Source organism: Leptotrichia sp. oral taxon 879 str. F0557 (assembly GCF_000469385.1).
In the GTDB taxonomy this organism is placed as follows: Bacteria; Fusobacteriota; Fusobacteriia; order Fusobacteriales; family Leptotrichiaceae; genus Leptotrichia; species Leptotrichia mesophila.
This window is the reverse complement of record NZ_KI271289.1, coordinates 17,528-38,970: the sequence shown is the minus strand read 5'-3', so window position 1 is coordinate 38,970 and position 21,443 is coordinate 17,528. Positions and strand designations below refer to the sequence as shown.

At 28.7% G+C, this 21,443-nt stretch carries 26 protein-coding genes; 4 read left to right on the top strand and 22 right to left on the bottom strand.

Annotated elements, in window-relative coordinates:
* Window positions 1-380: 380 nt before the first annotated feature.
* A complete protein-coding gene (locus HMPREF1552_RS01005) occupies window positions 381-1,076 on the bottom strand; it encodes a DNA-3-methyladenine glycosylase (protein WP_021743169.1) in 696 nt (231 codons plus the stop codon).
* 159 nt (window positions 1,077-1,235) lie between these two features.
* On the opposite strand from HMPREF1552_RS01005, the gene hpf reads away from it, so the two are divergent.
* The gene (hpf, locus tag HMPREF1552_RS01000; RefSeq protein WP_021743168.1) at window positions 1,236-1,556 is read left to right on the top strand and encodes a ribosome hibernation-promoting factor, HPF/YfiA family; all 321 of its coding nucleotides are present in this window, start codon (window positions 1,236-1,238) and stop codon (window positions 1,554-1,556) included.
* A gap of 404 nt (window positions 1,557-1,960) precedes the next feature.
* On the opposite strand, the gene HMPREF1552_RS00995 is transcribed toward hpf, so the two are convergent.
* From HMPREF1552_RS00995 to HMPREF1552_RS00925, 15 genes are all read right to left on the bottom strand, one after another.
* Complete coding sequence (locus tag HMPREF1552_RS00995) at window positions 1,961-2,446, bottom strand: GNAT family N-acetyltransferase (protein WP_021743167.1); 486 nt, start codon at window positions 2,444-2,446, stop codon at window positions 1,961-1,963.
* Between the two features lie 195 nt (window positions 2,447-2,641).
* The gene (locus tag HMPREF1552_RS00990; protein WP_021743166.1) at window positions 2,642-3,292 is read right to left on the bottom strand and encodes an NUDIX hydrolase; all 651 of its coding nucleotides are present in this window, start codon (window positions 3,290-3,292) and stop codon (window positions 2,642-2,644) included.
* Window positions 3,293-3,315: 23 nt separating this feature from the next.
* The gene (locus HMPREF1552_RS00985) at window positions 3,316-3,717 is read right to left on the bottom strand and encodes a hypothetical protein (RefSeq protein ID WP_021743165.1); all 402 of its coding nucleotides are present in this window, start codon (window positions 3,715-3,717) and stop codon (window positions 3,316-3,318) included.
* Window positions 3,705-4,208, bottom strand: coding sequence for a hypothetical protein (locus HMPREF1552_RS00980; RefSeq protein WP_021743164.1), 504 nt, complete (start codon window positions 4,206-4,208; stop codon window positions 3,705-3,707). The genes HMPREF1552_RS00985 and HMPREF1552_RS00980 overlap by 13 nt, the downstream gene beginning before the upstream one ends.
* Before the next feature lie 55 nt (window positions 4,209-4,263).
* Window positions 4,264-5,445, bottom strand: a complete 1,182-nt coding sequence (locus tag HMPREF1552_RS00975) for a phosphopentomutase (RefSeq protein ID WP_021743163.1) — start codon at window positions 5,443-5,445, stop codon at window positions 4,264-4,266.
* Window positions 5,446-5,530: 85 nt separating this feature from the next.
* Window positions 5,531-6,109 (bottom strand): hypothetical protein, encoded by a 579-nt coding sequence (locus HMPREF1552_RS00970; protein ID WP_021743162.1) that lies wholly within the window; start codon window positions 6,107-6,109, stop codon window positions 5,531-5,533.
* A 21-nt stretch (window positions 6,110-6,130) separates the two neighbouring features.
* The gene (locus HMPREF1552_RS12675) at window positions 6,131-6,364 is read right to left on the bottom strand and encodes a hypothetical protein (protein ID WP_021743161.1); all 234 of its coding nucleotides are present in this window, start codon (window positions 6,362-6,364) and stop codon (window positions 6,131-6,133) included.
* The gene (locus tag HMPREF1552_RS12670; protein WP_021743160.1) at window positions 6,349-6,624 is read right to left on the bottom strand and encodes a hypothetical protein; all 276 of its coding nucleotides are present in this window, start codon (window positions 6,622-6,624) and stop codon (window positions 6,349-6,351) included. The genes HMPREF1552_RS12675 and HMPREF1552_RS12670 overlap by 16 nt, the downstream gene beginning before the upstream one ends.
* Window positions 6,625-7,225: 601 nt before the next feature.
* On the bottom strand, window positions 7,226-8,032 hold the full coding sequence (locus HMPREF1552_RS00955; RefSeq protein ID WP_021743158.1) for a hypothetical protein: 807 nt from the start codon (window positions 8,030-8,032) through the stop codon (window positions 7,226-7,228).
* A 30-nt stretch (window positions 8,033-8,062) separates the two neighbouring features.
* On the bottom strand, window positions 8,063-9,064 hold the full coding sequence (locus HMPREF1552_RS00950; protein WP_021743157.1) for a Fic family protein: 1,002 nt from the start codon (window positions 9,062-9,064) through the stop codon (window positions 8,063-8,065).
* Window positions 9,065-9,098: 34 nt separating this feature from the next.
* Window positions 9,099-9,824 carry an endonuclease/exonuclease/phosphatase family protein gene (locus HMPREF1552_RS00945; RefSeq protein WP_021743156.1) on the bottom strand — a complete coding sequence of 242 codons (726 nt, stop codon included), beginning with the start codon at window positions 9,822-9,824 and terminating at the stop codon, window positions 9,099-9,101.
* Window positions 9,825-9,921: 97 nt separating this feature from the next.
* The gene (locus HMPREF1552_RS00940; protein ID WP_255349257.1) at window positions 9,922-10,593 is read right to left on the bottom strand and encodes a DKNYY domain-containing protein; all 672 of its coding nucleotides are present in this window, start codon (window positions 10,591-10,593) and stop codon (window positions 9,922-9,924) included.
* Between the two features lie 197 nt (window positions 10,594-10,790).
* Entirely contained in the window at window positions 10,791-11,630 is an 840-nt protein-coding gene (locus HMPREF1552_RS00935) for an SH3 domain-containing protein (RefSeq protein ID WP_039900895.1), read from the bottom strand.
* A gap of 258 nt (window positions 11,631-11,888) precedes the next feature.
* The gene (gene deoC, locus HMPREF1552_RS00930) at window positions 11,889-12,554 is read right to left on the bottom strand and encodes a deoxyribose-phosphate aldolase (protein ID WP_039900893.1); all 666 of its coding nucleotides are present in this window, start codon (window positions 12,552-12,554) and stop codon (window positions 11,889-11,891) included.
* A gap of 81 nt (window positions 12,555-12,635) precedes the next feature.
* A complete protein-coding gene (locus tag HMPREF1552_RS00925; protein WP_021743152.1) occupies window positions 12,636-13,343 on the bottom strand; it encodes a GntR family transcriptional regulator in 708 nt (235 codons plus the stop codon).
* A gap of 331 nt (window positions 13,344-13,674) precedes the next feature.
* Here HMPREF1552_RS00925 and HMPREF1552_RS00920 point away from each other — a divergent pair, with 331 nt between their 5' ends.
* Entirely contained in the window at window positions 13,675-14,418 is a 744-nt protein-coding gene (locus tag HMPREF1552_RS00920; RefSeq protein WP_039900891.1) for an SDR family oxidoreductase, read from the top strand.
* A gap of 175 nt (window positions 14,419-14,593) precedes the next feature.
* Window positions 14,594-15,787: an enoyl-ACP reductase FabV gene (gene fabV / locus HMPREF1552_RS00915; protein ID WP_006803623.1), complete on the top strand. Its 1,194-nt coding sequence runs from the start codon at window positions 14,594-14,596 to the stop codon at window positions 15,785-15,787.
* 268 nt (window positions 15,788-16,055) lie between these two features.
* Here fabV and HMPREF1552_RS00910 read toward each other — a convergent pair whose 3' ends face one another.
* From HMPREF1552_RS00910 to HMPREF1552_RS00900, 3 genes are all read right to left on the bottom strand, one after another.
* Window positions 16,056-16,961, bottom strand: a complete 906-nt coding sequence (locus tag HMPREF1552_RS00910; RefSeq protein ID WP_021743150.1) for a magnesium transporter CorA family protein — start codon at window positions 16,959-16,961, stop codon at window positions 16,056-16,058.
* Between the two features lie 168 nt (window positions 16,962-17,129).
* The gene (locus HMPREF1552_RS00905) at window positions 17,130-17,567 is read right to left on the bottom strand and encodes a hypothetical protein (protein WP_021743149.1); all 438 of its coding nucleotides are present in this window, start codon (window positions 17,565-17,567) and stop codon (window positions 17,130-17,132) included.
* A 27-nt stretch (window positions 17,568-17,594) separates the two neighbouring features.
* Window positions 17,595-18,215 carry an EndoU domain-containing protein gene (locus tag HMPREF1552_RS00900; RefSeq protein ID WP_021743148.1) on the bottom strand — a complete coding sequence of 207 codons (621 nt, stop codon included), beginning with the start codon at window positions 18,213-18,215 and terminating at the stop codon, window positions 17,595-17,597.
* 286 nt (window positions 18,216-18,501) lie between these two features.
* Here HMPREF1552_RS00900 and HMPREF1552_RS00895 point away from each other — a divergent pair, with 286 nt between their 5' ends.
* Window positions 18,502-19,092 carry a histidine phosphatase family protein gene (locus HMPREF1552_RS00895; protein ID WP_021743147.1) on the top strand — a complete coding sequence of 197 codons (591 nt, stop codon included), beginning with the start codon at window positions 18,502-18,504 and terminating at the stop codon, window positions 19,090-19,092.
* Window positions 19,093-19,193: 101 nt separating this feature from the next.
* Here HMPREF1552_RS00895 and HMPREF1552_RS00890 read toward each other — a convergent pair whose 3' ends face one another.
* The 3 genes from HMPREF1552_RS00890 to HMPREF1552_RS00880 form a co-directional block, all read right to left on the bottom strand.
* Complete coding sequence (locus tag HMPREF1552_RS00890; protein ID WP_021743146.1) at window positions 19,194-19,463, bottom strand: GNAT family N-acetyltransferase; 270 nt, start codon at window positions 19,461-19,463, stop codon at window positions 19,194-19,196.
* Between the two features lie 71 nt (window positions 19,464-19,534).
* Window positions 19,535-20,293 carry an ABC transporter ATP-binding protein gene (locus HMPREF1552_RS00885; protein WP_021743145.1) on the bottom strand — a complete coding sequence of 253 codons (759 nt, stop codon included), beginning with the start codon at window positions 20,291-20,293 and terminating at the stop codon, window positions 19,535-19,537.
* A 30-nt stretch (window positions 20,294-20,323) separates the two neighbouring features.
* The gene (locus tag HMPREF1552_RS00880; protein ID WP_021743144.1) at window positions 20,324-21,298 is read right to left on the bottom strand and encodes an ABC transporter substrate-binding protein; all 975 of its coding nucleotides are present in this window, start codon (window positions 21,296-21,298) and stop codon (window positions 20,324-20,326) included.
* Between the last annotated feature and the right edge of the window lie 145 nt (window positions 21,299-21,443).

Below are 21,443 nucleotides of genomic sequence, written 5' to 3'. Positions count from 1 at the left end.
AAAATATTATAATTTGAAGAAATTAAAATAACTAGTATTGTGAAATAAAAGGAGATGATGACTGTTCCCTTTTACACTAAAAAAGAAAAAAACAAAAAAAATCTAAGTAAACAAAATTCACCTAGATTTATGATATAAATTTATATATTTATTTTTTTTGCATTTTATACATAACAAAGCAGACAATTTTACAATTTGTCTTGTGAAAAATATCCTCATTGCTCTCGTGACAAAAAAAATCTTTTTCATCTTTCCTCCACAAAAAATTTAACTTTACATCCTAATAATAAAAATAATCTACTAAAAAATTTCATATTTGTAAAATTTCCCACCTAATAAAAGTATAACAAAATTTTACTATTTTTTCAATACCTAAAAAATTATTTCCAGCACTCATCTTTAAACTCAGACTTTTTCATTCTTGAAACATATTTATTCCCTGCCACAAAATATCGTAATTCCTTTTCTGTCCAGATTCCTTTATTTGGAATACCAATTCTTGCTGAACTCTCAATATTTTTAGCTATTTTACTGTTCTCAAAATCAATATAAAGTATATTTTCTTCCATATTTTCAATATCATAAATTGATTTTTTTGATACTTTCTGAAATGTTTTCGTGATTTCACAAATCTTACTCTTGTTGAATACATCTCCAATTCCCATCGCCTTTGTCAATTTTCCAGGACCATTGCTAATTAAAATTCCCTCTTTTCCTCTATTTTCAATCATTCTTTCAACATTTATCACAGGCTCAATTCCCCTAATCAGTACTGCCTGAGGATTTCCTTCTTCACAGCTGACAATATTGAGCATTTTGTGTGTGTGCATAGTATAAATATAAACTGTTCCCGCTTTCCCAAACAAGGCCTCAACCTTTGGAGTCAATTTTCCCTCAAATCCGTGACAAGCCCTATCTACTACTCCCAAATAAGCTTCCGTTTCTACAATGTATCCTCCTAATAATTCATTATTCTTTTTTAGGAGTATTAATTTCCCAAGTAAATTTTTTGCAAGCGAAACTGTATCCTGTTCAAAAAATTGTTTCATATTGTGTATACTATTAATTTTTTTCATTTTTTCACCTTATATTTTTTTAACTTTTAGATTAATAAAATTTTATAACATTCTTTTTAAGATTTCAACAAATAATTTTAATTATTTTATTTTATCTATTGACATTTAGTTTTTTCAAGGTACAATATTATTGACATAGATGAAAGGATGTGATGATTTATGAAAATCATTATTAGCGGAAAACAACTTAAAATTACAGATGCAATTAAAACTTATACTGAAGAAAAAATAAGCAGAATTTCTAAGTATTCGGATGCTATCACAGAAGTCGATGTTGTTCTGACAGTCGAAGACACAAAATCTGAAGGGCCAATTCACAAAGCTGACGGATTAGTTTATGCAAGCGGTACAAAAATAAAAATAGAAGCTGAAAACAAAGATTTGTATGCAGCAATTGATGACTTAGCTGACAGACTAGAAAGACAAGTCAGAAAATATAAAGAAAAACAAAAAGATTATAATAAAAAAGGTTCTCATTAATTATAATTTTTAAAAAATATTTTAAAAGTAAAAAAGTGTGATATATAAAAAAAGACTATTTTAGAACTTTCAAAGTTTTAGACTAGTCTTTTTTATATATTTTTGAATTTATCATAATACATTATATACTCAAACCTATTTTAAATTAAACTGCTAAAATTATATAAATTTATGGTTTGAGTAAAATAGTCATAACTTTTGAGTTTTGTTTTAAATAAGTTTTACTATATAATCTATGTTATAAAAGGAATTCATTTTCTACTTGTGGAAAACCTGTAACTTTTTGATAATATTTATAAAAAATAGTGAATATGTCCAATATATTAGAAGTATACTTTCATTCTTCTGTGTTTTAATTTTGGTAACCTATTCTCATATTAACCAATTTTAGCGGTATTGATTTTTTAAAAAATCATTCTCATATTATACCAAATCGCATTTCCATGCGTTGACTCCGACAATCCTTCATTCACGAATCCAATTTTTTCATAAAATGAAACAAGTTTATCTTTACAAGTCAAAACAATGCCTTTCCTACCATCTTTTTTCGTATCTTCCACAACTCTTCTCAAAACCTTTTCAGCATAACCTTTCCTTCTAAACTCTGGAAGCGTATTCACTCCAAAAATCATTTGCCAATCGCCATTTTTATTATGTAAATCAGGATTTTCAAACATCTCATCTGTAAGAATCTCATTATCTGTAGCCATGCCATTTACAAATGAAACAATTTCTCCAGCCTCATTTTCCAAAATCCAAAAAAAGTCTGGATAAACTTCCAGTCTCCTACAAAAAATTTCTTCAGTTGCCGCTTTTGCTACAGGAAAACATTCCCGCTCAATTCTCGCCAATTCTTGCAAATCATTAATTGCAGCTTTTCTAATTTTCATCTTTTGTATTTAATCCTTCCTTTTTTATTTAAATATGAATTTTGTATATATTTATTATTTTTAAAAATTCAAAAAAAAAATAGTTTTTTCTACTTTCATAGATTGTATAATATTTATGTTTACAAAATTTTTTTCAATTCACAAAATAATTTTTTATACAATTTCTCGTTTAATTTTTTACATCTACAATTATCTCTAATCAAAAATCACTTTCCAATTATCTCTATTTTCATTAGCCTCAAAACACATCTGTATCTGCTCAGCAGTAGTTTTATTAGTTGCAAGCTCTGGCAATTCATCAATCCCAAAATATTGGCTGTCAATCGTTTCTATATTTTTCTCAAATTTTCCGCTAACATATTCACATAACACAAAAATTTTTGTTATGCCATAAGGCATTGCTTTTCCTTGATTTTTTGTTACATCCAGTAAAGCTACAATCATTTCTGCACTTGCTTCAATTCCAGCTTCCTCCTTAACTTCCTTTAATACATTTTCCTTAACTGAAAGATGTACATCTGCCCATCCACCTGGCAATGCCCATTTTCCATTACTCTCCTGAATTAGTAAAATCTTATTATTTTCAAAGATTGCAGCTCTAGTATCAATTTTAGGTGTCTGATATCCAACTTCATTACAAAACAGATTTTTTACTTTTTCTACCGAAATATCAGTCTTATGAGCCATCATCTCGGCTGAAATCTCTCTAATTCTCTCAAAGCGTTCAATATCAAACTTATCCTTGCCATAAGCCAGTCCCGCCTGAGCCAGACTTTGTAATTCAATTGCCCAATTTAGCCATTTTTCTTCTTCCACTTTTTTCTCCGATTTTTTTCCATCTTTCATCAATCATCACCTCCACAAAAACTCTACTCCTCAACATCGACTTTTATTACTTCTCTCATAAACATCAAATACACGAATAAAATTAAAAAGATAACACTAATAATTGTTCTCAAAATAGATGATTTTTGTAAAATAAAATTATTTATTATTAATTGCAGTATTACCATCATTATTGGTAAACTGACATCAATCCTTACAGAAACCTTGGCTTCTTTTCCCATCACCTTAATTTTCTTCACAACCTTTTTAAGTCCAGTCCTAAATATTGTAACTTCATGTTCTCCTTTTGAAACTTGAATCTCCAAATATTTTTTTCTAAATTCTATTGGATTTCCACCATCTATTTTTACTCTGTAACCAGTTGTTCCATTTTTATCAGCATTTTTTTCTTTTATATTTAGGTTGTTTATTATTAATTTTGGCATTTATTTACCCTTTCTTTTAAATTTATCACATAATTAACTGCAAGCCATGTTTGAACTTCATTTTCTACATTTACATTTTCTAGAAAAGAAACTCCAAAACTAAAAATTTGATTCCTTGTTTTTTCAAAAATTACAATTTCAATTCCATTTTCCAAATACTCAACATCAAAATCATTATTATTCCCATCAGACTCTGCCATAGACAATCCAGAAGTTGTCCCTATCGTCAATTTCTCATTATTAATTTCAAAAGAAATTGCTTCCAGTCTCTCTCCACTCTCAACGTAACTTTTACATTCAAAATCTGTTTCTAAAATACATTTTAAAAAATGTTTGTTTATTTTATCTACTTTTTCCTTTTTAAATTCATACTTCAATAAATATGTTTCAGTTTTCAAAAAAGATTTAGAATTTTGAATTTTCGAAAAATTAAACTCAACTTCTTTTTTATCCAAAAATATTCGTATATTTCCAAAAGGTGTTTTCAACATAATTTTCTCGTTTCATCTAATTTCTAACCTCAATTAACCCATATTTATCTATTTTTTAGTCTTCCAAAATTTCTTTTGCAAAACTTCCTTCTTTTTCAGTTCCCAATAAAATTTCCTCAACAGTTGCCGCAATATCAGCAAAAGTTTTTCTTGTTCCAATATTTACATTCTTTTTAACATTTTTACCACAAATCATTATAGGTATATATTCTCTCGTATGATCTGTTCCTTTGAATGTAGGGTCATTTCCATGATCAGCTGTGATAATCAGAATTTCATCATCTTTCAAGTTTTTTTGGATTTCAGGAAGCCAGTTATCAAATTCGATTAGAGCCTTTACATATCCTTCTACATTTCTTCTATGTCCGTAAACAGCATCAAAATCAACTAAGTTAGTGAAAATCAAGCCTTTTGTATCTTCCTTCAATGCGGCTATTGTTTTTTTAATTCCATCTAGATTGTCCTGATTAGCTTTTCTGTTATCTGTAATTCCTTTTCCATTGAACAGGTCGCTTGTCTTACCAATTCCCACTACATCAAGTCCAGCTTTTTCCAATCTTTCAAGCATGCTTTCTTTTGGAGGATCAATAGAGAAGTCGTGTCTGTTTGCAGTTCTTTTAAATTCTCCTACTTTTTTACCAACATAAGGTCTTGCAATTACCCTTGCTACAGGTGATTTCTCATTACAAATTTCAAGTGCAATTTCACACGCTTTGTAAAGCTCTTCCAATGGTATAATTTCTTCATTTGCAGCAATCTGGAATACAGGATCTGCTGAACCGTAAACTATCCAGTTACCTGTTCTAATTTGCTCTTCCCCATATTGATCAATTGCGACAGTTCCTGAAAGTGGTCTGTTTAACATAACTTTTCTTCCAGTTTTTTCTTCAAATTCTTTTATAACCTCATCTGAAAATCCATCTTTATAATTTGGAAATGGACGCTCTAGTGGTACACCAGAAATTTCCCAGTGTCCAGTTGTAGAATCTTTTCCATGTGATACTTCAATCGCTCTTCCATAAGCCCCTTCAGCCTTTTCCACAGCTGGAGTCCCTTCAATCTCAGTAATATTTCCAAGCCCCAATTTCCCCATATTAGGCAAACTCATTCCACCATACGCTTTTGCCATATTTCCTAAGGTATTTGACCCGCAGTCATCAAATAAATTTGCATCAGGCAATTCTCCTGCTCCAACACTATCTAGTACAATTAATGTAATTCTTTCTATTTTTTTCATTTTTTTATCTTCCTCTCTTTTTTATTTACTAGTATTATACCTTTTATGTTTTTTAAAGGCAAATAAATTACCTGTTTTTTGTCTTTCATTCATCAGAGCCGTAAACAATCATTAATAAATATTCTTTGTACCGTATTATTCCTGCTGAAAAAACATTGTATGCATAAAATTCACTTAAAATAGCTTCATATTTCTTTATCGCTACATAAAAATTTACAGGCTCACCAAACCAATGTGTTATTTGATTGAAAAAACATCTTACATTCCAGTATTGTTCCTTTTTATCTGCTTTGTTTTCTAAGTTTTCAATTATTTCCTCAACAGTAAATTCTGTCTGCAATTTAATAAATTCAGAAATTCTATCGTAACCTGTTTTTATTTCATTTTGTTTTATCAGTTTTTCATATTTTCTATTTTTTTTGAAAACAATATTCAATTTTTCCAATTTTTTTCTAATATTATCATCTTGTTTCTCAGATGAACTACTTTCATAATATTGCAATAATTTTTTCTTTATTATTTCATTCAAATCATTATTTTTATCATTGTCAATAAAAAATGTATCAATATATATTGCCGTATATTCAGAACAAACCTTCATTCCATTATTCCAACACATTGAAACACCTTCAATAAACCCTTCAATGTAATCTCTATTCTTCATTGTGGTAATTCCTTTTCAAAATTATGATTTTTTATAAATATTTGTCAAATCATCAAAAACAACTTTCTCATAAATCTCAGCATCAGTTATAAATACATATCCATCAAAAAATACTTCATCATAAGCCCATACACTAAATTGACTACTAGAATATGGCATTATTTCATCAATTGTTAAATTTTGAAAGAAAAAGTTTTCTGTAATAATTCCATTTCTAGCATTTTCTACATCGTATTTAGTTAGGCTATTTCCCAATTTTTGAATAACCTTCTCCAATGGGGAACAGACAATTTATTCTCTTTTAAGCGGCTGTTTGCCATACCTAAATACTTTTTTACAATGCTATTTTTTATTTTGACATCCCATTCTTTTACATTATCAAGAATAAGAGACATCTGTTTTTCCAGTTCCTCATCATAAATTTCAGCTTCTTCCATTGATACATAGACTTTTTTCCCAAGCCAATCAACTTCAAAATTCTCAATTTCACCATTATCATTTATATTAAATACCATTTTCAGTTTTCCTAACTTCAATTTTCATCTAAAATGAATCCCAGAAAATATCATCTCCATTTTCCTCAATATATTTATAAATTTTATCTTCATTTTCAATCAAATCCTCAACTATTTCAGCCACTTTCCGAATTTCTTCCTCTGAAAGTTCCATTCCACTTTTTTCAAACTTTCAATGTATTCCTCAAACCCTTTCTCATCTTGCTCATCAATTGCTACATATTTCATAAATTTCTCCTTCTTTTCTTCTATTTTATTTTTAACCAATCTCCAACACCACCATGAATGATAGATAATCTGATAACTTTATTCATTCCTGTAAATCATTATTTTTAATAGAATATATAAATATGTGTAATATTCATATAAATACGTACTATTTTTATAATTTTAATTATCATATTTTTATAATTTTTAGGAATTCAGTTAGTCATAAAATTATACTGTGTCTATGAAAATTTTATCCTTTTCTATACATTTTTCTATTTTATTTCTATTACTAATTTAATTATTTTTTCCTGATTAATATAAATATAATCTAAATCATTTACTCTATTCGTAATTTTTTCTCTAATTATATTCACTTTCTCTTCTTGCGATACTAAAATATTTTCAAATATTCTAATTTTACAAAAAATATTAATTCATTTTTTTTACGAGTGTGTTTAATTTTTTTTAATTTATCTTCGATTTTTTCTAATTTGCTTTTATTAATATATTTGAAAACGAGTTCCTCATTTTTAATATCTATATCTAAAAATTCTTCAAATATCTCAACATTTTCAAAATATTTCTTTACATAATTACTCGTTTTTAGATTTTGCTTTTCTAACATTTTTTTCTTATTTAATCCCTCTTTTATTCTATCTTTAAAAATAAAGGGAATTAACACAAACATTACATATATTATCTCATCTTTCTGTTTTAAAAAATTTATACTTTCACTGTAGGTTTTATAAGATATAATTCCTCCTGAAATTAATATACTAGTAAGCCAAAAAATTACATCATTAGCAGCTTTTTTTTGTTTATTTATCTTTTTAAACTCTATGGATTTATCTATCTTTCCATTTTCCAAAATCCATTCTAAAAATTTTTTATTGCTACTTTCTTCTTTTAATTTTTGATTATATTTTTCTATTCTATCAGAAAATAAAAAAACTAGCGCACTTACTAATAAATACAGAACTATTATACTGACCACGCTACTTATCAATACTTTTAATTCCTTAATCGGTAATTTATCCATTAATAAAATAAAAACACCTATAGTAAATAACCAAGTAATAACTCCTCCTGCAATTATGCTTAAAATTAATCCTATATTAGAAATAAATTTAGGACTTTTTATTTGTTGTTCTGTTAAAAATTCATTGTATAATTTTTCTATTTTTTTAGTCTTTCCCATTTTATCAATCTCCTTTTTTACTAAATTTCATTATTTCTTCCGATACTTTCTCCCTTTCTTCTCTCCAAACGCCTCCAAAATCCCATTTTTCACAAGTTTATTCAAAAATCTTCTTGCCGTAGAATCCGAAACATTCAAAATCTTTTGAACTTCACTATTATCAATATAATTATTTTCCTCAAAATATTCTTCCAATATTTTCAGCCTTTGTAACTCTTTATCAGTCATTTTATCAGTCAAAATATCAGTCATTTTTAAGTCATTTTTTTGCAATTCCTCCAGAGTTTCTTTTATAATTTCAAGAATAAATGTAATAAATGGCGTAGATTCTCCAGCAGTATTTGATAAATTTATAGCTTCATAATACTTCTGCTGTTTTTTCTGAATCAAAGTTTCAATTGGAAGCCAAGCAAAAAACTCTTTCCATTTTGATAGAATTAATGTATGCCAAAGCCGTCCTAACCTTCCATTTCCATCTTGAAACGGATGAATAAATTCAAATTCATAATGAAATACACAAGCCTTTATTAGTGGGTGAACTTTACTCTTTTTTAACCACGAAAAAAGTTGTTCTATTAATTCAGGAACATATTGAGGTGGTGTTCCTGCATGAATCAGCTGATTTCCCTGATAAACCCCCGCTCCTTTTGTACGAAATCTACCACTTTCATTTATTAATTCAGCCGTCATTATTTTATGTGCTTTAAGTAAATCTTTAATCGAATATGGATTTAATAAACTTAATTTTTCATAGATTTCATAAGCATTCTTGACTTCTTTTATATCCTTTGGAGGAGCTAAAATTCTTTTCCCATTAATCACATCTGTCACTTGCTCAAATGTTAGTATATTTTGCTCTATCGCAAGTGATGAATAAATTGTTTTTATTCTATTTTCTCTTCTTAAAACTGGATTTGAAGATAATTTTTCTGAAACTATAATCATTCCTGTTAATTCGCTAATTTGAGCAATAAGTTCGATTATCTCATTTGTAATTTCAAATGGTGGATTATAATCACATTCTTTTTCCATATTTTAAATTATCCTTTATTTTTTATATTTTTTCTCACTCAATGTCCAACACCGCCATATACGGCAAATGATCCGACAATTTTGTCCATTCCTGCGAATCATCATTTATAAAAAAACTTTGCTTAGTTCTGTAATTTTCACCTTTTTTTGCCATTATATAATCAATTCTCTGTGTTTCAAAATTTCTGTTTTCAAGATTTGATTTATTTTCCAAGTCCTTGCCTTCAAAATAAGTGTCATTCCAGTTTTCAGCAATTTTCTGATAATGCTCTGTTGTTGGCAAAAGGTTAAAATCACCGCATAAAAATTTTATATCTCCCTTAAAATAATCTATAACTGTCATCAAATCATCAATTTGGGTACTTTTTACTGCAGGTTCATAATCTAAATGAGTATTTATAACCAAAATATGTTTTTTATATTTTGAACTGTTAATTTGTGCTGCCAAAACCTGTCTTTTTTCATTTCCAGCAGATGGTAGCTCGTGAACATATATATTTTTCACATCATATCTTGAAACAAACGCAATTCCAAATTCTCCCTTATCAAAATCCATTGCTTTTTGAAAATAATAATAATTATACCCAAGTTCAAGTGCAAAATCCTGCGTTACGTCACGAAAATTACTTCTTTTAGTATTTTTATCAACTTCCTGCAATGCAACAAAATCAGGCTTGTATTTTTTTATGCTTTTTGCCAATTTCTTACCATCAGCAAGCCTTGCTCCATAAATATTGTAAGTCATTATTCTAAATTCCATTTTTTATTTCCTATCCTTTTTATTTTATCTGTATACGCAATTAGTTTCCAGTTGATTAAAACCATTTCAATTCATCTTTAGTCAAATATTCATAACTTCAATTTTTATCTTTTCCATCTCCATTTGGAAGTACTTCAAATGTATTGTAATCAACATCTTCTAGAATTTTACCTTCAAAATAAATGTTTTTATCATCTTTTATAAACCATTTATTCAGAACTTCTACTTTATCTTTATTAATTCCTTCTACTTTAAACCCTATCCAAGTATATGTACCAAAACAACTTAAAAATATCCTATTTACATAATAAACATTATATTTGTCTTTTCCATAAAATGAATCAGTATTTATAGTATCTGATAAAAATTCGAATGTTTCAGGATTTTCAATTTTATTAAGTTTCCAAAGTCCTATACTACTATTTCCTATATACACATTATTTTTATCTTTCGCAAAATATTCATTTAAAACTTTAAAACTCATCATATCAGCATTTTCTATTTTTTTATCCCGATAATAAATTTTATTATTATTTTTCCAATAATTTCGACCTAATTTTTCAAAATTTTTAATTTTTACATCTTTTATTTTTTCACCCATGTAATAAACATTCTTATCATCTTTTAAAAGGGAAAATCCTATCAACTCAGCAGTTTTCGGATTTACTCCCTCCAAAATTTTATTTCTGTAATAAACCTTTCCTTTATCTATCGAATAATAATCTCCTATAATTTGTGCAACATCTCCAAATCCGACATTTGAGAAAATTAATAATAATACTATAGTAAAACTAGTTTAAAACAGAACTCAAAAATTATGACTATTTTACTCAAACCCTAAATTATATAATTTCTATCAGTTCAATTTTAAATGGGTTTGAGTATATTTTCAAAAAATTTTTTTCACAAGTTATCCTCTCTTTGTAATCAAAGGTATAAATTTTTTTAATTTTATTACATAAATCTCTAATCAACATGTTTTTTCAACTGGCTCTTATGAATAAATCCCCTATATTCTTTGACTGTTAGGTCATTCTTATAGTCAGAAGGATAGTCAACATAATAAACATAATACCAGTCACCATATTTTGTAATATATCTTACAATTGTTTCACTATCTAATTTTGAAATAATTTTTGAATCTTTAGTCGGCTTTTCACGTATATTCGCATATCCGTCCTTTGAACTTATTTCATATTTTTTCAAGTCACTCACTTCATCTAAATGCGGTTCATCAAAATCATCTGATTCATCCGATTTTTTCACTTCAAGTTTTGTAATTTTTGATTTTGTACCATCAATTTTCTTTAATTCAATAACTTGTGCATAAACTGTTGTAAAATCACATTCTGTGTATGGAGTTACTTTTTTTATTTTAACCTTTGCTGAAGACTGTAATTCTCCTTTTTGAATTTTTTCCATTTTTTTAACTTCTTCTGGAAAAGTTTTTTTTAATATTTCAACTTTAGCCTTTTCCATATCAGCAAATTCCTTTTCGGCATTTCTGCTTTCATCCCAATTATGATAATCAAAATCCCTAGGCTTCAAAACTATCGCTTTCCCATTCACAATATCCTTATTATCAGGATAAAACAGCATTTCCCCATATTCTATTGCAGAACAGGGCACATCTGGATCACTTTTATCCCAATTAATTTTAAATGTTCCCTTCAAATCCAAAATTACTCCATCATCAGTCAAAATAATCTCATCAGATTTCCTATTTTGCCCAAAAGAAAGCATAGAAACTAGCAGAAGAAAGCAACAAAAGAAAATATTTCTAAATTTAAAATTTTTAAATTTCATAAATACTCACTTCTCCTTTACATTTTACTGACAGCTATTTGCAAAAGTTTATATACCTAATTAATATACTATTTTCAATTTTAAACTTCTTCACTTTCTGATAAAAGTTCTTAATTTCTTGCTGCATAAATATCTGTTATCCTTTTACTTTAACAAGGGGTACTAACCCCTTGCTTCATAAACCTTCTTTTATTAAATTCTAAAAATATATAGTGTATGAAGAAGTCTATTATTATGTTCCTCTTTATTGCCTAAAATTTAATATCCAGTTTTTCCACTTTTCAGTTCTGTTACAATTGCAATTCCTGAACTTGTTCCCAGTCTTGTTGCCCCTAATTCAACATATTTTTTTGAAGTTTCAAGGTCTTTCACTCCACCACTTGCCTTTACTTCTGCTTTATCTCCAACTGTTTTTTTCATAAGCTCTACATCTTCAAATGTTGCCCCTCCTGTTCCAAATCCTGTCGAAGTTTTTACAAAATCTGCCTTTGCATTAACTGATAATTCACATGCTTTCACTTTTTCGTCGTCAGTCAAATAGCAAGTTTCAATTATAACTTTCAGAACATTGCTTCCAATTGCCTCTTTTATTTTTCTAATTTCATTTTCCACTAAATCATAGTCCTTATCCTTCAATGCTCCAATATTAATAACCATGTCAATTTCCGAAGCTCCGTCTTCAATAGCCTTTTTCGCTTCAAACACCTTCACATCAGTTGCCATCGCTCCCAAAGGAAACCCAACTACTGCCGCAACTTTCACATCGCTGTCCTTAACTTGACTAAAAGCATATTCAACATTTGCTCCATTTACACAAACTGAATAAAATCCATATTCTTTCGCTTCATCGCATAATTTTTTTACATCTTCCTTTGTAGCTGTTGCTTTCAAAATTGTATGATCAATAAATTGGTTTATTTTCATCATTACCATTTCCCTTCTTATTATTTATTTAATTAATATTTTATCTATTCTTATTATATCCACTTTTTATATTTTTAGCAACTATCTTTTAGCAATTGCAGTAAAAGTAAATTTATCAGGATGATAAGTTATTGTTTCATATTGGAAAAGATTTCCGTTGGATAAATAGGCGTAAGTTTCAATAACTACAACTCTGTCAATATTTTCAAGGTTTATATGCCGTCTTTCCTCATCTGTTGCGCTTCTGAACTTTATTTCCCGCCTTGAATACGATATTTTTAAATTTAGTTCATTTTCCAGATATTCATAAATAGACTTGCTGGCTATTTCCTCATTCAGATAAGTGACTATTTTTCTATCAAAATAAGAAATGGCATACTGCACAGTTTCGCCATCCAAGGAATAAGTACGGACAACCTTGTAAAAATCAGCAGTTTTAGAAACATTAAATTTTTCCATCAGTTCCTCGACACCTTGTACTATATATAGACTAACTAGATTTGCCTTGACATCTATATTTTTTATCTTATTTAATTCCTGAAATGTCTGTATTGAAGTAAGCGAAATATTTTTCAAATCCCCTTTTTCAACCACAATTGACCTTTTACCTTTTATTTTTTGAATATATCCTTCCGATTCCAGTAAAGCAAGCGCTTTTCTCACAGTAAGCACTGAACAGGAATAGTCTTTGGCAAAATCTGCTTCCTTTTTTAAATAATCTTTTGGCTTTAATTTTCCATCTTTAATTTGTTTTTTTATATTGTTATATACTTCTTTATATTTACTCATTCTTTACCTTTCCAAAATTATAGTCAATTCTTTTAAAATTTGAAGCAAGAATACGTAGAAAGTTATAGTTTGTCTAAGTTCCCGTTTCAAATTAGAATGCTATAATCTATTTTACATCGTATTTCTAAAATTAAATATTTTTAAAGTTTAAATGAAATAACTGCAACTTTTAAAGTTAATTTATTATAATTATACTTTAAAATATTAAAAATAACAACTACAATATATCATTTATTTTTTATAATAGATATATATAGACCTATTGACTTTTTAAAAAGATATGATATAATTTGATTGTATAAAAATTAATTATTTAAAGGAGATGATTAAAATGGCTGTTAAAAACAAAGTCGTTATTGTTACAGGAGCTTCTTCAGGAATTGGAAGGGCTACTGCGAAATTATTAGGAGAAAGCGGGGCAAAAGTTGTACTTGCCGCAAGAAATGAAGACAAATTACAGGAAGCTGTTGCTGAAATAAAGGAAAAAGGAGGAGAAGCCGCTTACAAAGTGACAGATGTATCAAAAAGAGAGGAAGTAAAAGCATTGGTTGATTTTGCAATTTCTGAATATGGAAAAATAGATGTTATTTTCAATAATGCAGGATTAATGCCAAATGCACCATTGTCAGAACTAAAAAATAGCGAATGGGACGAAATGATCGATGTAAATTTAAAAGGTGTATTAAATGGTATTGAAGCTGTACTTCCACATTTTATTAAGCAAAAATCTGGACACGTTATCAGCACATCTTCTGTTGCTGGACTGAACACATATCTTGGAGCAGGAGTTTATTGTGCCACAAAACACGGTGTAAAAGCACTAATGGAAGTACTGAGAAAAGAAAGCGCCAACGAAAAAATGAATGTCCGTACAACCACTCTATATCTAGGAGCATTCAGAACTGAACTTGCAACACGTATTACAAACAAAGCAATTAAGGAAAGAATTGAATTTCTTTACGACACAATTGGAGCAGATCCAATGATAGTTGCCGAAGCTGTGAAATTTGCTATTGATTTACCAGAAGAAGTTAGCATGAACGAAATCACGCTTTATCCTACTGCACAGTTATAATATTACAAAAACTTTTCTCCAAAGAATTATTTTGATTATCAAAATTATTTATTTCTATTTAAATTAAAATATTTCTTGAAAATACATCATAAAATATGTTATCATTTTAAATGTATGATTTTTTTAAAATTGAAAAATAATTATAATAAATAATTTTTTAGGAGGAAAAGAAAAAATGGTTATAAAACCTAGATTAAAAGGTGGTTTAGCACTTACAAACCATCCCATTGGAGCAAAAGAATTTGTAAAAAGGCAAATTGACTATGTAAAATCACAAGATAAATATGAAGGTCCAAAAAAAGTTCTAATTATCGGTTCTTCATCTGGATACGGACTTGCCACAAGAATCTCCCTTGCCTTCGGTGCCGGAGCTGAAACTATTGGAGTAGCATTTGAAAAAGGGGTAGAAGGGAAAAGAGTAGGTTCTGCTGGTTGGTGGAATACAATTGCCTTTAACGAAGCTGCTGAAAAAGAAGGTTTAGTTTCTAAAAACTTTATTGGTGATGCTTTCTCAATGGAAATGAAAGATGATGTAATAAAGTTCATTAAAGAAGAATTTGGTGGAAAAATCGACTTGTTAATTTATAGCTTAGCAAGTGCAGTTAGAACTGATCCAATTGATGGCGTAACTTACCGTTCAGCATTAAAATCTACAACAAAGGACATTACAGGTCCGACTATCAACTTTGAAAAAGAAGTTATGGAAGAAACAACAATGGGTGTCGCAACTCCAGATGAAATCAAAAGCACTGTAAAAGTTATGGGTGGAGAAGACTGGAAATTATGGATTGAGGCGCTTGATAAAGGTGGCGTTCTTTCTGAAGGCTTTAAAACAGTAGCTTACTCATATTTAGGCCCAAAAGTAACTTATGGAATCTATAAAGAAGGTACAATTGGAGCTGCAAAAAGAGATTTGGAACATACTTCTGATGTTTTAAATGACTTTTTAAAAGAAAAATACAATGGAGAAGCATACGTTTCATTAAGTAAAGCGTTAATGACAAAAGCAAGTGCGGTTATCCCTATTTTCCCATTATATGCAGCATTGCTTTACAAAGTAATGAAGGAAAAAGGTATCCACGAAGGTACAATTGAACAAAAACACAGACTTTTAACTCAAATGGTTTATGGAAATAATCCTGTTATTGATGAAGAAAGAAGATTACGTCCAGATAACTGGGAAATGCGTGAAGATGTTCAAGCTGAAGTAGAAGCTCTTTGGGACAAAGTTACTCCAGATAACTTTAAGGAAATAAGCGATTATGCTGGAGCAAGAGAGGAATTCATGCAATTAAATGGATTTGACTTTGATAATGTGGATTATGACGCTGATGTTGATTTAGATGAATTAGCTAAATTAAAACCTTAATTTTAAAAATTTACAAAATAAATAACAAAAAAATTAGACTATCTTTTAGATAGTCTTTTATTATACATCATAAATTTACTTTAAAAGTATAATTGTATTTATACATATTTATTTTGATTTTTTTATTTTAACAAAAATAAACTACTATAATTTCTATTTTTACATTATATACCCAAACCTACTTAAAATTAAACTACTAAAAATTATATAAATTTAGGATTTGAGTAAAATAGTTATAACTTTTGAATTTTGTTTTAAAACAGTTTTACTATAAAACTTTCTTTTTCATATATCTCCACAAAACTAGCATTAACAACATCATTATTATAAAAATTATTACTAATGCCCAAAATCCCATATCTTGAAGCGGCAACTTCACGTTCATTCCATAAAATCCAAAAATCATATTTGGAACTGTAACCAATATTGTTACTGCAGCTAAAAATTTCATTGTTATATTCATATTATTTCCAATATACGATGAATATGTTTCTCTTGTAGTTTTACAGATTTCACAGTATGAAGATGATAAGTCTAGCGTAAAATTTATCTCCTGCAAAATTCTTGTCATATATTCTTCATATTGTTCAAATTGCTCATCTTCTTTCAAATTCTCAACAACATAGTCCAAATTTCTCAATGCAATATTATAAACATAAAATCCTTGTTCTACTTCCGCAAGAGAAATTAACTTTTCATTACTTTGCTGTTCCCTCAAAACAGTTTCTATCTTGTCATGCTCTCCAATCAAAATTCTCACATACTTATAAAGGCTTTGAGAAATTTTATGAAGCATATTTAGAAAAAAACGATTTTCTTCAAGAACTTCATCTCTTAATTTGGCATACTCTTCAACAAATTGATAAAAATCATTGTAATAATCGTCATCTAAAATAACAATTTTATCTTCTTTAAAAAAAATTACAATCGGATTGATTTCATAAGATGTAAATTCTTTATCTTTTGTGGATCTTTTTATAGTCGGATAATATAATTTATAAATTTCCCAGTCCGATTTTGAAATTCTTGGAGTAAAAATTTCTTCATCAATAACATTCTTTATCTTCTCTTCATCAATTTCCAATCTTTCTGATAAAATTTTATAATCTTCATCCTTCAGATTGTAGACATAAGAAATTATTTTACCGCTTTTCGTATCTATTCTTTTTATCATAATTACCTTTCTAAGCTTCTATTTTTCTTTATTTATACTATGCTAAACCCCACTTAAAATAGGAATAAATTTTTATAATAAGGTTATTTGATAGCTAATGCATAATCATTTAACTAAATTATTTTTCAAATATTTTGATTAATAAATATTTTTTTATATTTTTATTTCTTAAATCTCCACTGTAACTTCACTTTTTAAATCAACTTCCATTTTCAAAAACTTTTTCCAGCCTTCAAAAACCTTTCTATATTCTTCAAACTTACATTCCCACAGAGGATATTCCTCACAAATCCCAAAAATTGTATGCTCAAATTCTACTTTTGCTTTATTAATCTTATGCTGAAAAGCCTGTCCATCCCAAACAACTTCCTGCAATTTCCCAGCTTCAACTTTTTCTAGCTGTGGCAAAAAAATATCAATTATTTCCATATCTGGAAAATCTTCCATTATTCCAGTTATTAAATATTTTGTATACTCTGCTTTCTTTTTTTCTAAATATCCATTTTTTTTATTATTTTTTGTTATTTCTTTTTCAGAAAATTTTATTTCTGGAAATGCAGTCAATCCAAAATCTTCATCGTCGTAATAACCAAATTTTATAATCATTGCACTACTCCTTTCCTAAAATTATTTTTAACGATTTTCATAAACTGGATAAGCTGTTATTCTAGGACTTTTATAACCACGGATTAGAACTCCGCTTTTGCTTATTCCCTGCCACATGTTATTATCTCTGCCTTTTACATCTTTCCTATTTTCCCATGCTGAATTTATTTCGTCAATAATTCTCGCTTCATCCCAGTTTTCTGGAAACATTGTATTTACTCCACCATTAGAAGTTTTTGCCTGCCAAGTTCCGTCTTTTTTCTTTACTTCAATACTTGCTCGATATACTCCATTTTTAGCTGGATTTCCAATTTTTTTTACAATTCTCACATCTCCACGCAAAAGTGAATGTCCGCCAGTAACTTTACCTTGCGAATTTTCATCTCCGCCAATCACATGGTCATAATCAATTTGATATTTTCTATCTCCTTGGTTTGAAGTATTTTGAGTTCGTTTTTCATTTTTGTTTTCTATATTTTTCTGTTTAATAGCATTCTTTTTACTATTTCTCTTATTTTGCGCAACAAATTCCTTTGAAGAATTTTCCTTTGCATTTATACTGTTATTTCTACTTAGATACAGTTTTCCTAGTCCAAACAAAATAATAACGAATAACAGCAATATTTTTGCAATTTTATTTTTATTCATTTTCTAAATTTTCTCCTTTTTATATATTTTTTAGTATATCTATAATAATCTTTCTTTAAAATTAGACTCAAAGGTTATGATTATTTTACTTAAACTTAAAGTTATCTAACTTTTATTATCTTAATTTTAAATAGATTTGAGCATATTATACCAAACTTATACCTTAAAATCAATATTATTAAGTTCTTTCAAATTCCAACAGTTTTGAAAAAATATGGTATAATTAAAAATAAACAGTAACTAGAATAGTAAAATATATATAAGAATCGAAAGGACTGATATAATTATGAAAAAGACTTTATATTTAATGCGGCATGGACAAACTTTATTCAATTTACGGAAAAAAATTCAAGGAAGCTGTGATTCTCCGTTGACTGATGAGGGAATTAGACAGGCTAAAATAGCTGGAAAATATTTTACGGATAACGGGATTACTTTTGATGCGGCTTATTCTTCTACTCAGGAAAGAGCTTGCGATACACTTGAAATTGTGACTGACAATAAAATAAAATATGAAAGATTGAAAGGATTAAAGGAATGGAATTTTGGATTATTCGAGGGAGAAAGTGAAGATTTGAATCCAAAACATCCGAATGAGAGAACTTATGGAAATTTTTTTGTAAATTTTGGTGGAGAAAGTAACAAGGATGTTGAGAAAAGAATGCACGAAACTTTGACTCAGATTATGGAAAAGGATGGGAATAATACTGTTCTTGCTGTGAGTCATGGTGGTGCATGCTATAATTTCTTTTTGAAAAATGCTCCAGATATACCATTTACAGGACTTCCAAACTGTGCCATTTTCAAATATGAGTATGAAGATGGTAAATTTACATTCATCAAACTTATTAAGCACGATTTCACAAAAGGAATATAACTAAAAAATGCCTTAAATAAACTTTTACTATACATAATTTTGTAAAAATTTTATTTTAAGGCTTTTTATTTTTAGCGTTTTTCAATGAACTAATAGTCCTTTTATGCTTTTAAATCATCATATTCTCCACTTTCAAACTTTTTCACAATATAACTGCAAATCGGCACAATTTTATAACCATTTTCTCTTGCGTATTTTACACCAGCATCAAACAATTTTCCTGCAATCCCTTGCCCTCTTAACTCAGACGAAACTACAGTCGATTCAAAATACAATTTTTCACCTTCTTTTCTATAAGTCAATTTTGCAAGTTCATCTCCATTTTCTCCAAATATAAAAAATCCTTCATTTACTACATGTCTTATTTCCATTTTTTCAAACTTCCTTTCAATATTTTATTTTATTATATAGTAAAATCATTTCAAAATCAAATTTAAAAAGTTTACAAATATTTCAATATTTCACGTTTATATTGAATAAATTTTTCAGACATTATAACTTCTTCATTATTATAACTCTTGTCCTGACTATTTTTCAAGTCAACATTTATTTGTGCAGCAATTTTACCTGGACTTCCTGCCAAAATATAAATTCTGTCGGAAAGCAGTATCGCCTCATCAATATCATGAGTGATAAACAAAGTTGACATCTTAATTTTGTTCATTATGTTTAAATACCAGCTATGAATTTTATGCTTTGTAATGGCGTCCAATGCACTAAAAGGCTCATCAAGGAGAGCGACTTCGCTGGAAAACAAATATGTTCTAAGCAATGCCGCCCTTTGTTTCATTCCGCCTGACAGTTTGCTTGGATACAAATTTTCCGTACCTTCCAATCCAAAATCTTTAAAATATGGCTTTGCAATTTCCCGTGCCTTATTTTTATTTTCACCCCTTATCACAAGTGGAAGCGCCACATTGTCTATAATTTTTTTATGAGGTAAAAGTAAGTCTTTTTGCAGCATGTAGCTTATTTTTCCAGATTTTCCAGTTATCTCTTCTCCATTCATTTTCACATTCCCACCATCAGGCTTTAAAAGTCCTGCAATAATGTTAAATAACGTCGTTTTCCCAGCGCCACTCACTCCTAAAATGCAAACCAGCTCATTTTCATACAAATCAATCGAAACATTTTCCAAAACTTTTTTATTTTCAAAAGAAATGGAAATATTTTTTATTTCAAGCTTTTTGTCTTTCTTCACTTAATATTTCTCCTTTTTATAAATTTTCTACTATTTCAGATACTCATTGCTATATCCAAAATCCTTTGGTATTTCACGTTCTACAGCCTTATTTTTGTAAAGCCATTCATAAAATCTGTTCCAACGGCTTGCATCAATTATTCCCCATTCCTTTGCATCAGACTGATATTCCTTAGAAATCCATTTTTGACTGGCTGTTACTAAGTTTATGTCAAGCTCTGGCGAATTTTTTACCAGAATTTTTGCTGATTCCTCTGGATTTTTCATTGCGTATTCATACCCTTTTTTTATTGCCTTCAAAACTTTTTTTGCAATTTCAGGATTTTTTTTCAGAAAGTCATTATTTGCGATAATTACAGGGCTGTAATAGTCAAGTTCTTCTCCATAGTCACGAATTTTTAGAAAATTTGTCTGAAGCCCTGCCCTTTCTGTAGCAATTCCGTCCCACGCATAATAAACCCAGACAGCATCAACATCAGTCTTTAAGCCAGTCACAACATCTGTTACAGTATAAGGAATTAATTTTACTTTGGAAAAATCGCCTTTATCATCTGTTACTAATTTTTTCAAAATAGCCTGCTCAATATTGTCTTCCCAAGTGGCATATTTCTTACCTTCCAGTTTTTTTGGCGAGTCTATTCCTTTTTCCTTTAACGAAATAATTCCAGATGTATTATGTTGAAGAATTGCCGCAACAGCCGTTACTGGTACAGGACTCTCCTTTGCAAACGATTTTGCCAATGTATCCTGAAAACTTATTCCAAATTCTGCTCCTCCAGCTCCAATAAGTGCCGTTGTACTCCCTTCAGGAGGCTGCACAATTTCCACATCCAGTCCTTCTTCCTTGAAATACCCTAGGTCTTTTGCCACATAAAGCCCTGTATGATTCGTATTTGGTACCCAATCCAAAACTATTTTTATTTTCTGATTGTTTTTAGATTTTCCACACGAAACAGTCAAAACCAAGATTAAACATAAAATTAAAATTTTTGAAATTTTTTTCATTTTTTATACCTCTCTTCACTTTTTATTTTTTTTAACAATAAATTTATTATAAATTTTTTTAGCAAAAGATAAAAACTTAGCGCTTTCTAATAATTAAAATAGATTTTTTAGTTTAATAAATCGACGGAGCTTTTATTTGTTCAAC

Excerpts from the sequence above, each read along its gene's own strand:
- HMPREF1552_RS01005 (WP_021743169.1), bottom strand. The coding sequence starts at position 1,076 with ATGAAAAAAATTAATAGTATACACAATATGAAACAATTTTTTGAACAG.
- hpf (WP_021743168.1), top strand. The coding sequence starts at position 1,236 with ATGAAAATCATTATTAGCGGAAAACAACTTAAAATTACAGATGCAATT.
- HMPREF1552_RS00995 (WP_021743167.1), bottom strand. The coding sequence starts at position 2,446 with ATGAAAATTAGAAAAGCTGCAATTAATGATTTGCAAGAATTGGCGAGA.
- HMPREF1552_RS00990 (WP_021743166.1), bottom strand. The coding sequence starts at position 3,292 with ATGAAAGATGGAAAAAAATCGGAGAAAAAAGTGGAAGAAGAAAAATGG.
- HMPREF1552_RS00985 (WP_021743165.1), bottom strand. The coding sequence starts at position 3,717 with ATGCCAAAATTAATAATAAACAACCTAAATATAAAAGAAAAAAATGCT.
- HMPREF1552_RS00980 (WP_021743164.1), bottom strand. The coding sequence starts at position 4,208 with ATGTTGAAAACACCTTTTGGAAATATACGAATATTTTTGGATAAAAAA.
- HMPREF1552_RS00975 (WP_021743163.1), bottom strand. The coding sequence starts at position 5,445 with ATGAAAAAAATAGAAAGAATTACATTAATTGTACTAGATAGTGTTGGA.
- HMPREF1552_RS00970 (WP_021743162.1), bottom strand. The coding sequence starts at position 6,109 with ATGAAGAATAGAGATTACATTGAAGGGTTTATTGAAGGTGTTTCAATG.
- HMPREF1552_RS12670 (WP_021743160.1), bottom strand. The coding sequence starts at position 6,624 with ATGGTATTTAATATAAATGATAATGGTGAAATTGAGAATTTTGAAGTT.
- HMPREF1552_RS00955 (WP_021743158.1), bottom strand. The coding sequence starts at position 8,032 with ATGGGAAAGACTAAAAAAATAGAAAAATTATACAATGAATTTTTAACA.
- HMPREF1552_RS00950 (WP_021743157.1), bottom strand. The coding sequence starts at position 9,064 with ATGGAAAAAGAATGTGATTATAATCCACCATTTGAAATTACAAATGAG.
- HMPREF1552_RS00945 (WP_021743156.1), bottom strand. The coding sequence starts at position 9,824 with ATGGAATTTAGAATAATGACTTACAATATTTATGGAGCAAGGCTTGCT.
- HMPREF1552_RS00935 (WP_039900895.1), bottom strand. The coding sequence starts at position 11,630 with ATGAAATTTAAAAATTTTAAATTTAGAAATATTTTCTTTTGTTGCTTT.
- deoC (WP_039900893.1), bottom strand. The coding sequence starts at position 12,554 with ATGAAAATAAACCAATTTATTGATCATACAATTTTGAAAGCAACAGCT.
- HMPREF1552_RS00925 (WP_021743152.1), bottom strand. The coding sequence starts at position 13,343 with ATGAGTAAATATAAAGAAGTATATAACAATATAAAAAAACAAATTAAA.
- HMPREF1552_RS00920 (WP_039900891.1), top strand. The coding sequence starts at position 13,675 with ATGGCTGTTAAAAACAAAGTCGTTATTGTTACAGGAGCTTCTTCAGGA.
- fabV (WP_006803623.1), top strand. The coding sequence starts at position 14,594 with ATGGTTATAAAACCTAGATTAAAAGGTGGTTTAGCACTTACAAACCAT.
- HMPREF1552_RS00910 (WP_021743150.1), bottom strand. The coding sequence starts at position 16,961 with ATGATAAAAAGAATAGATACGAAAAGCGGTAAAATAATTTCTTATGTC.
- HMPREF1552_RS00905 (WP_021743149.1), bottom strand. The coding sequence starts at position 17,567 with ATGATTATAAAATTTGGTTATTACGACGATGAAGATTTTGGATTGACT.
- HMPREF1552_RS00900 (WP_021743148.1), bottom strand. The coding sequence starts at position 18,215 with ATGAATAAAAATAAAATTGCAAAAATATTGCTGTTATTCGTTATTATT.
- HMPREF1552_RS00895 (WP_021743147.1), top strand. The coding sequence starts at position 18,502 with ATGAAAAAGACTTTATATTTAATGCGGCATGGACAAACTTTATTCAAT.
- HMPREF1552_RS00890 (WP_021743146.1), bottom strand. The coding sequence starts at position 19,463 with ATGGAAATAAGACATGTAGTAAATGAAGGATTTTTTATATTTGGAGAA.
- HMPREF1552_RS00880 (WP_021743144.1), bottom strand. The coding sequence starts at position 21,298 with ATGAAAAAAATTTCAAAAATTTTAATTTTATGTTTAATCTTGGTTTTG.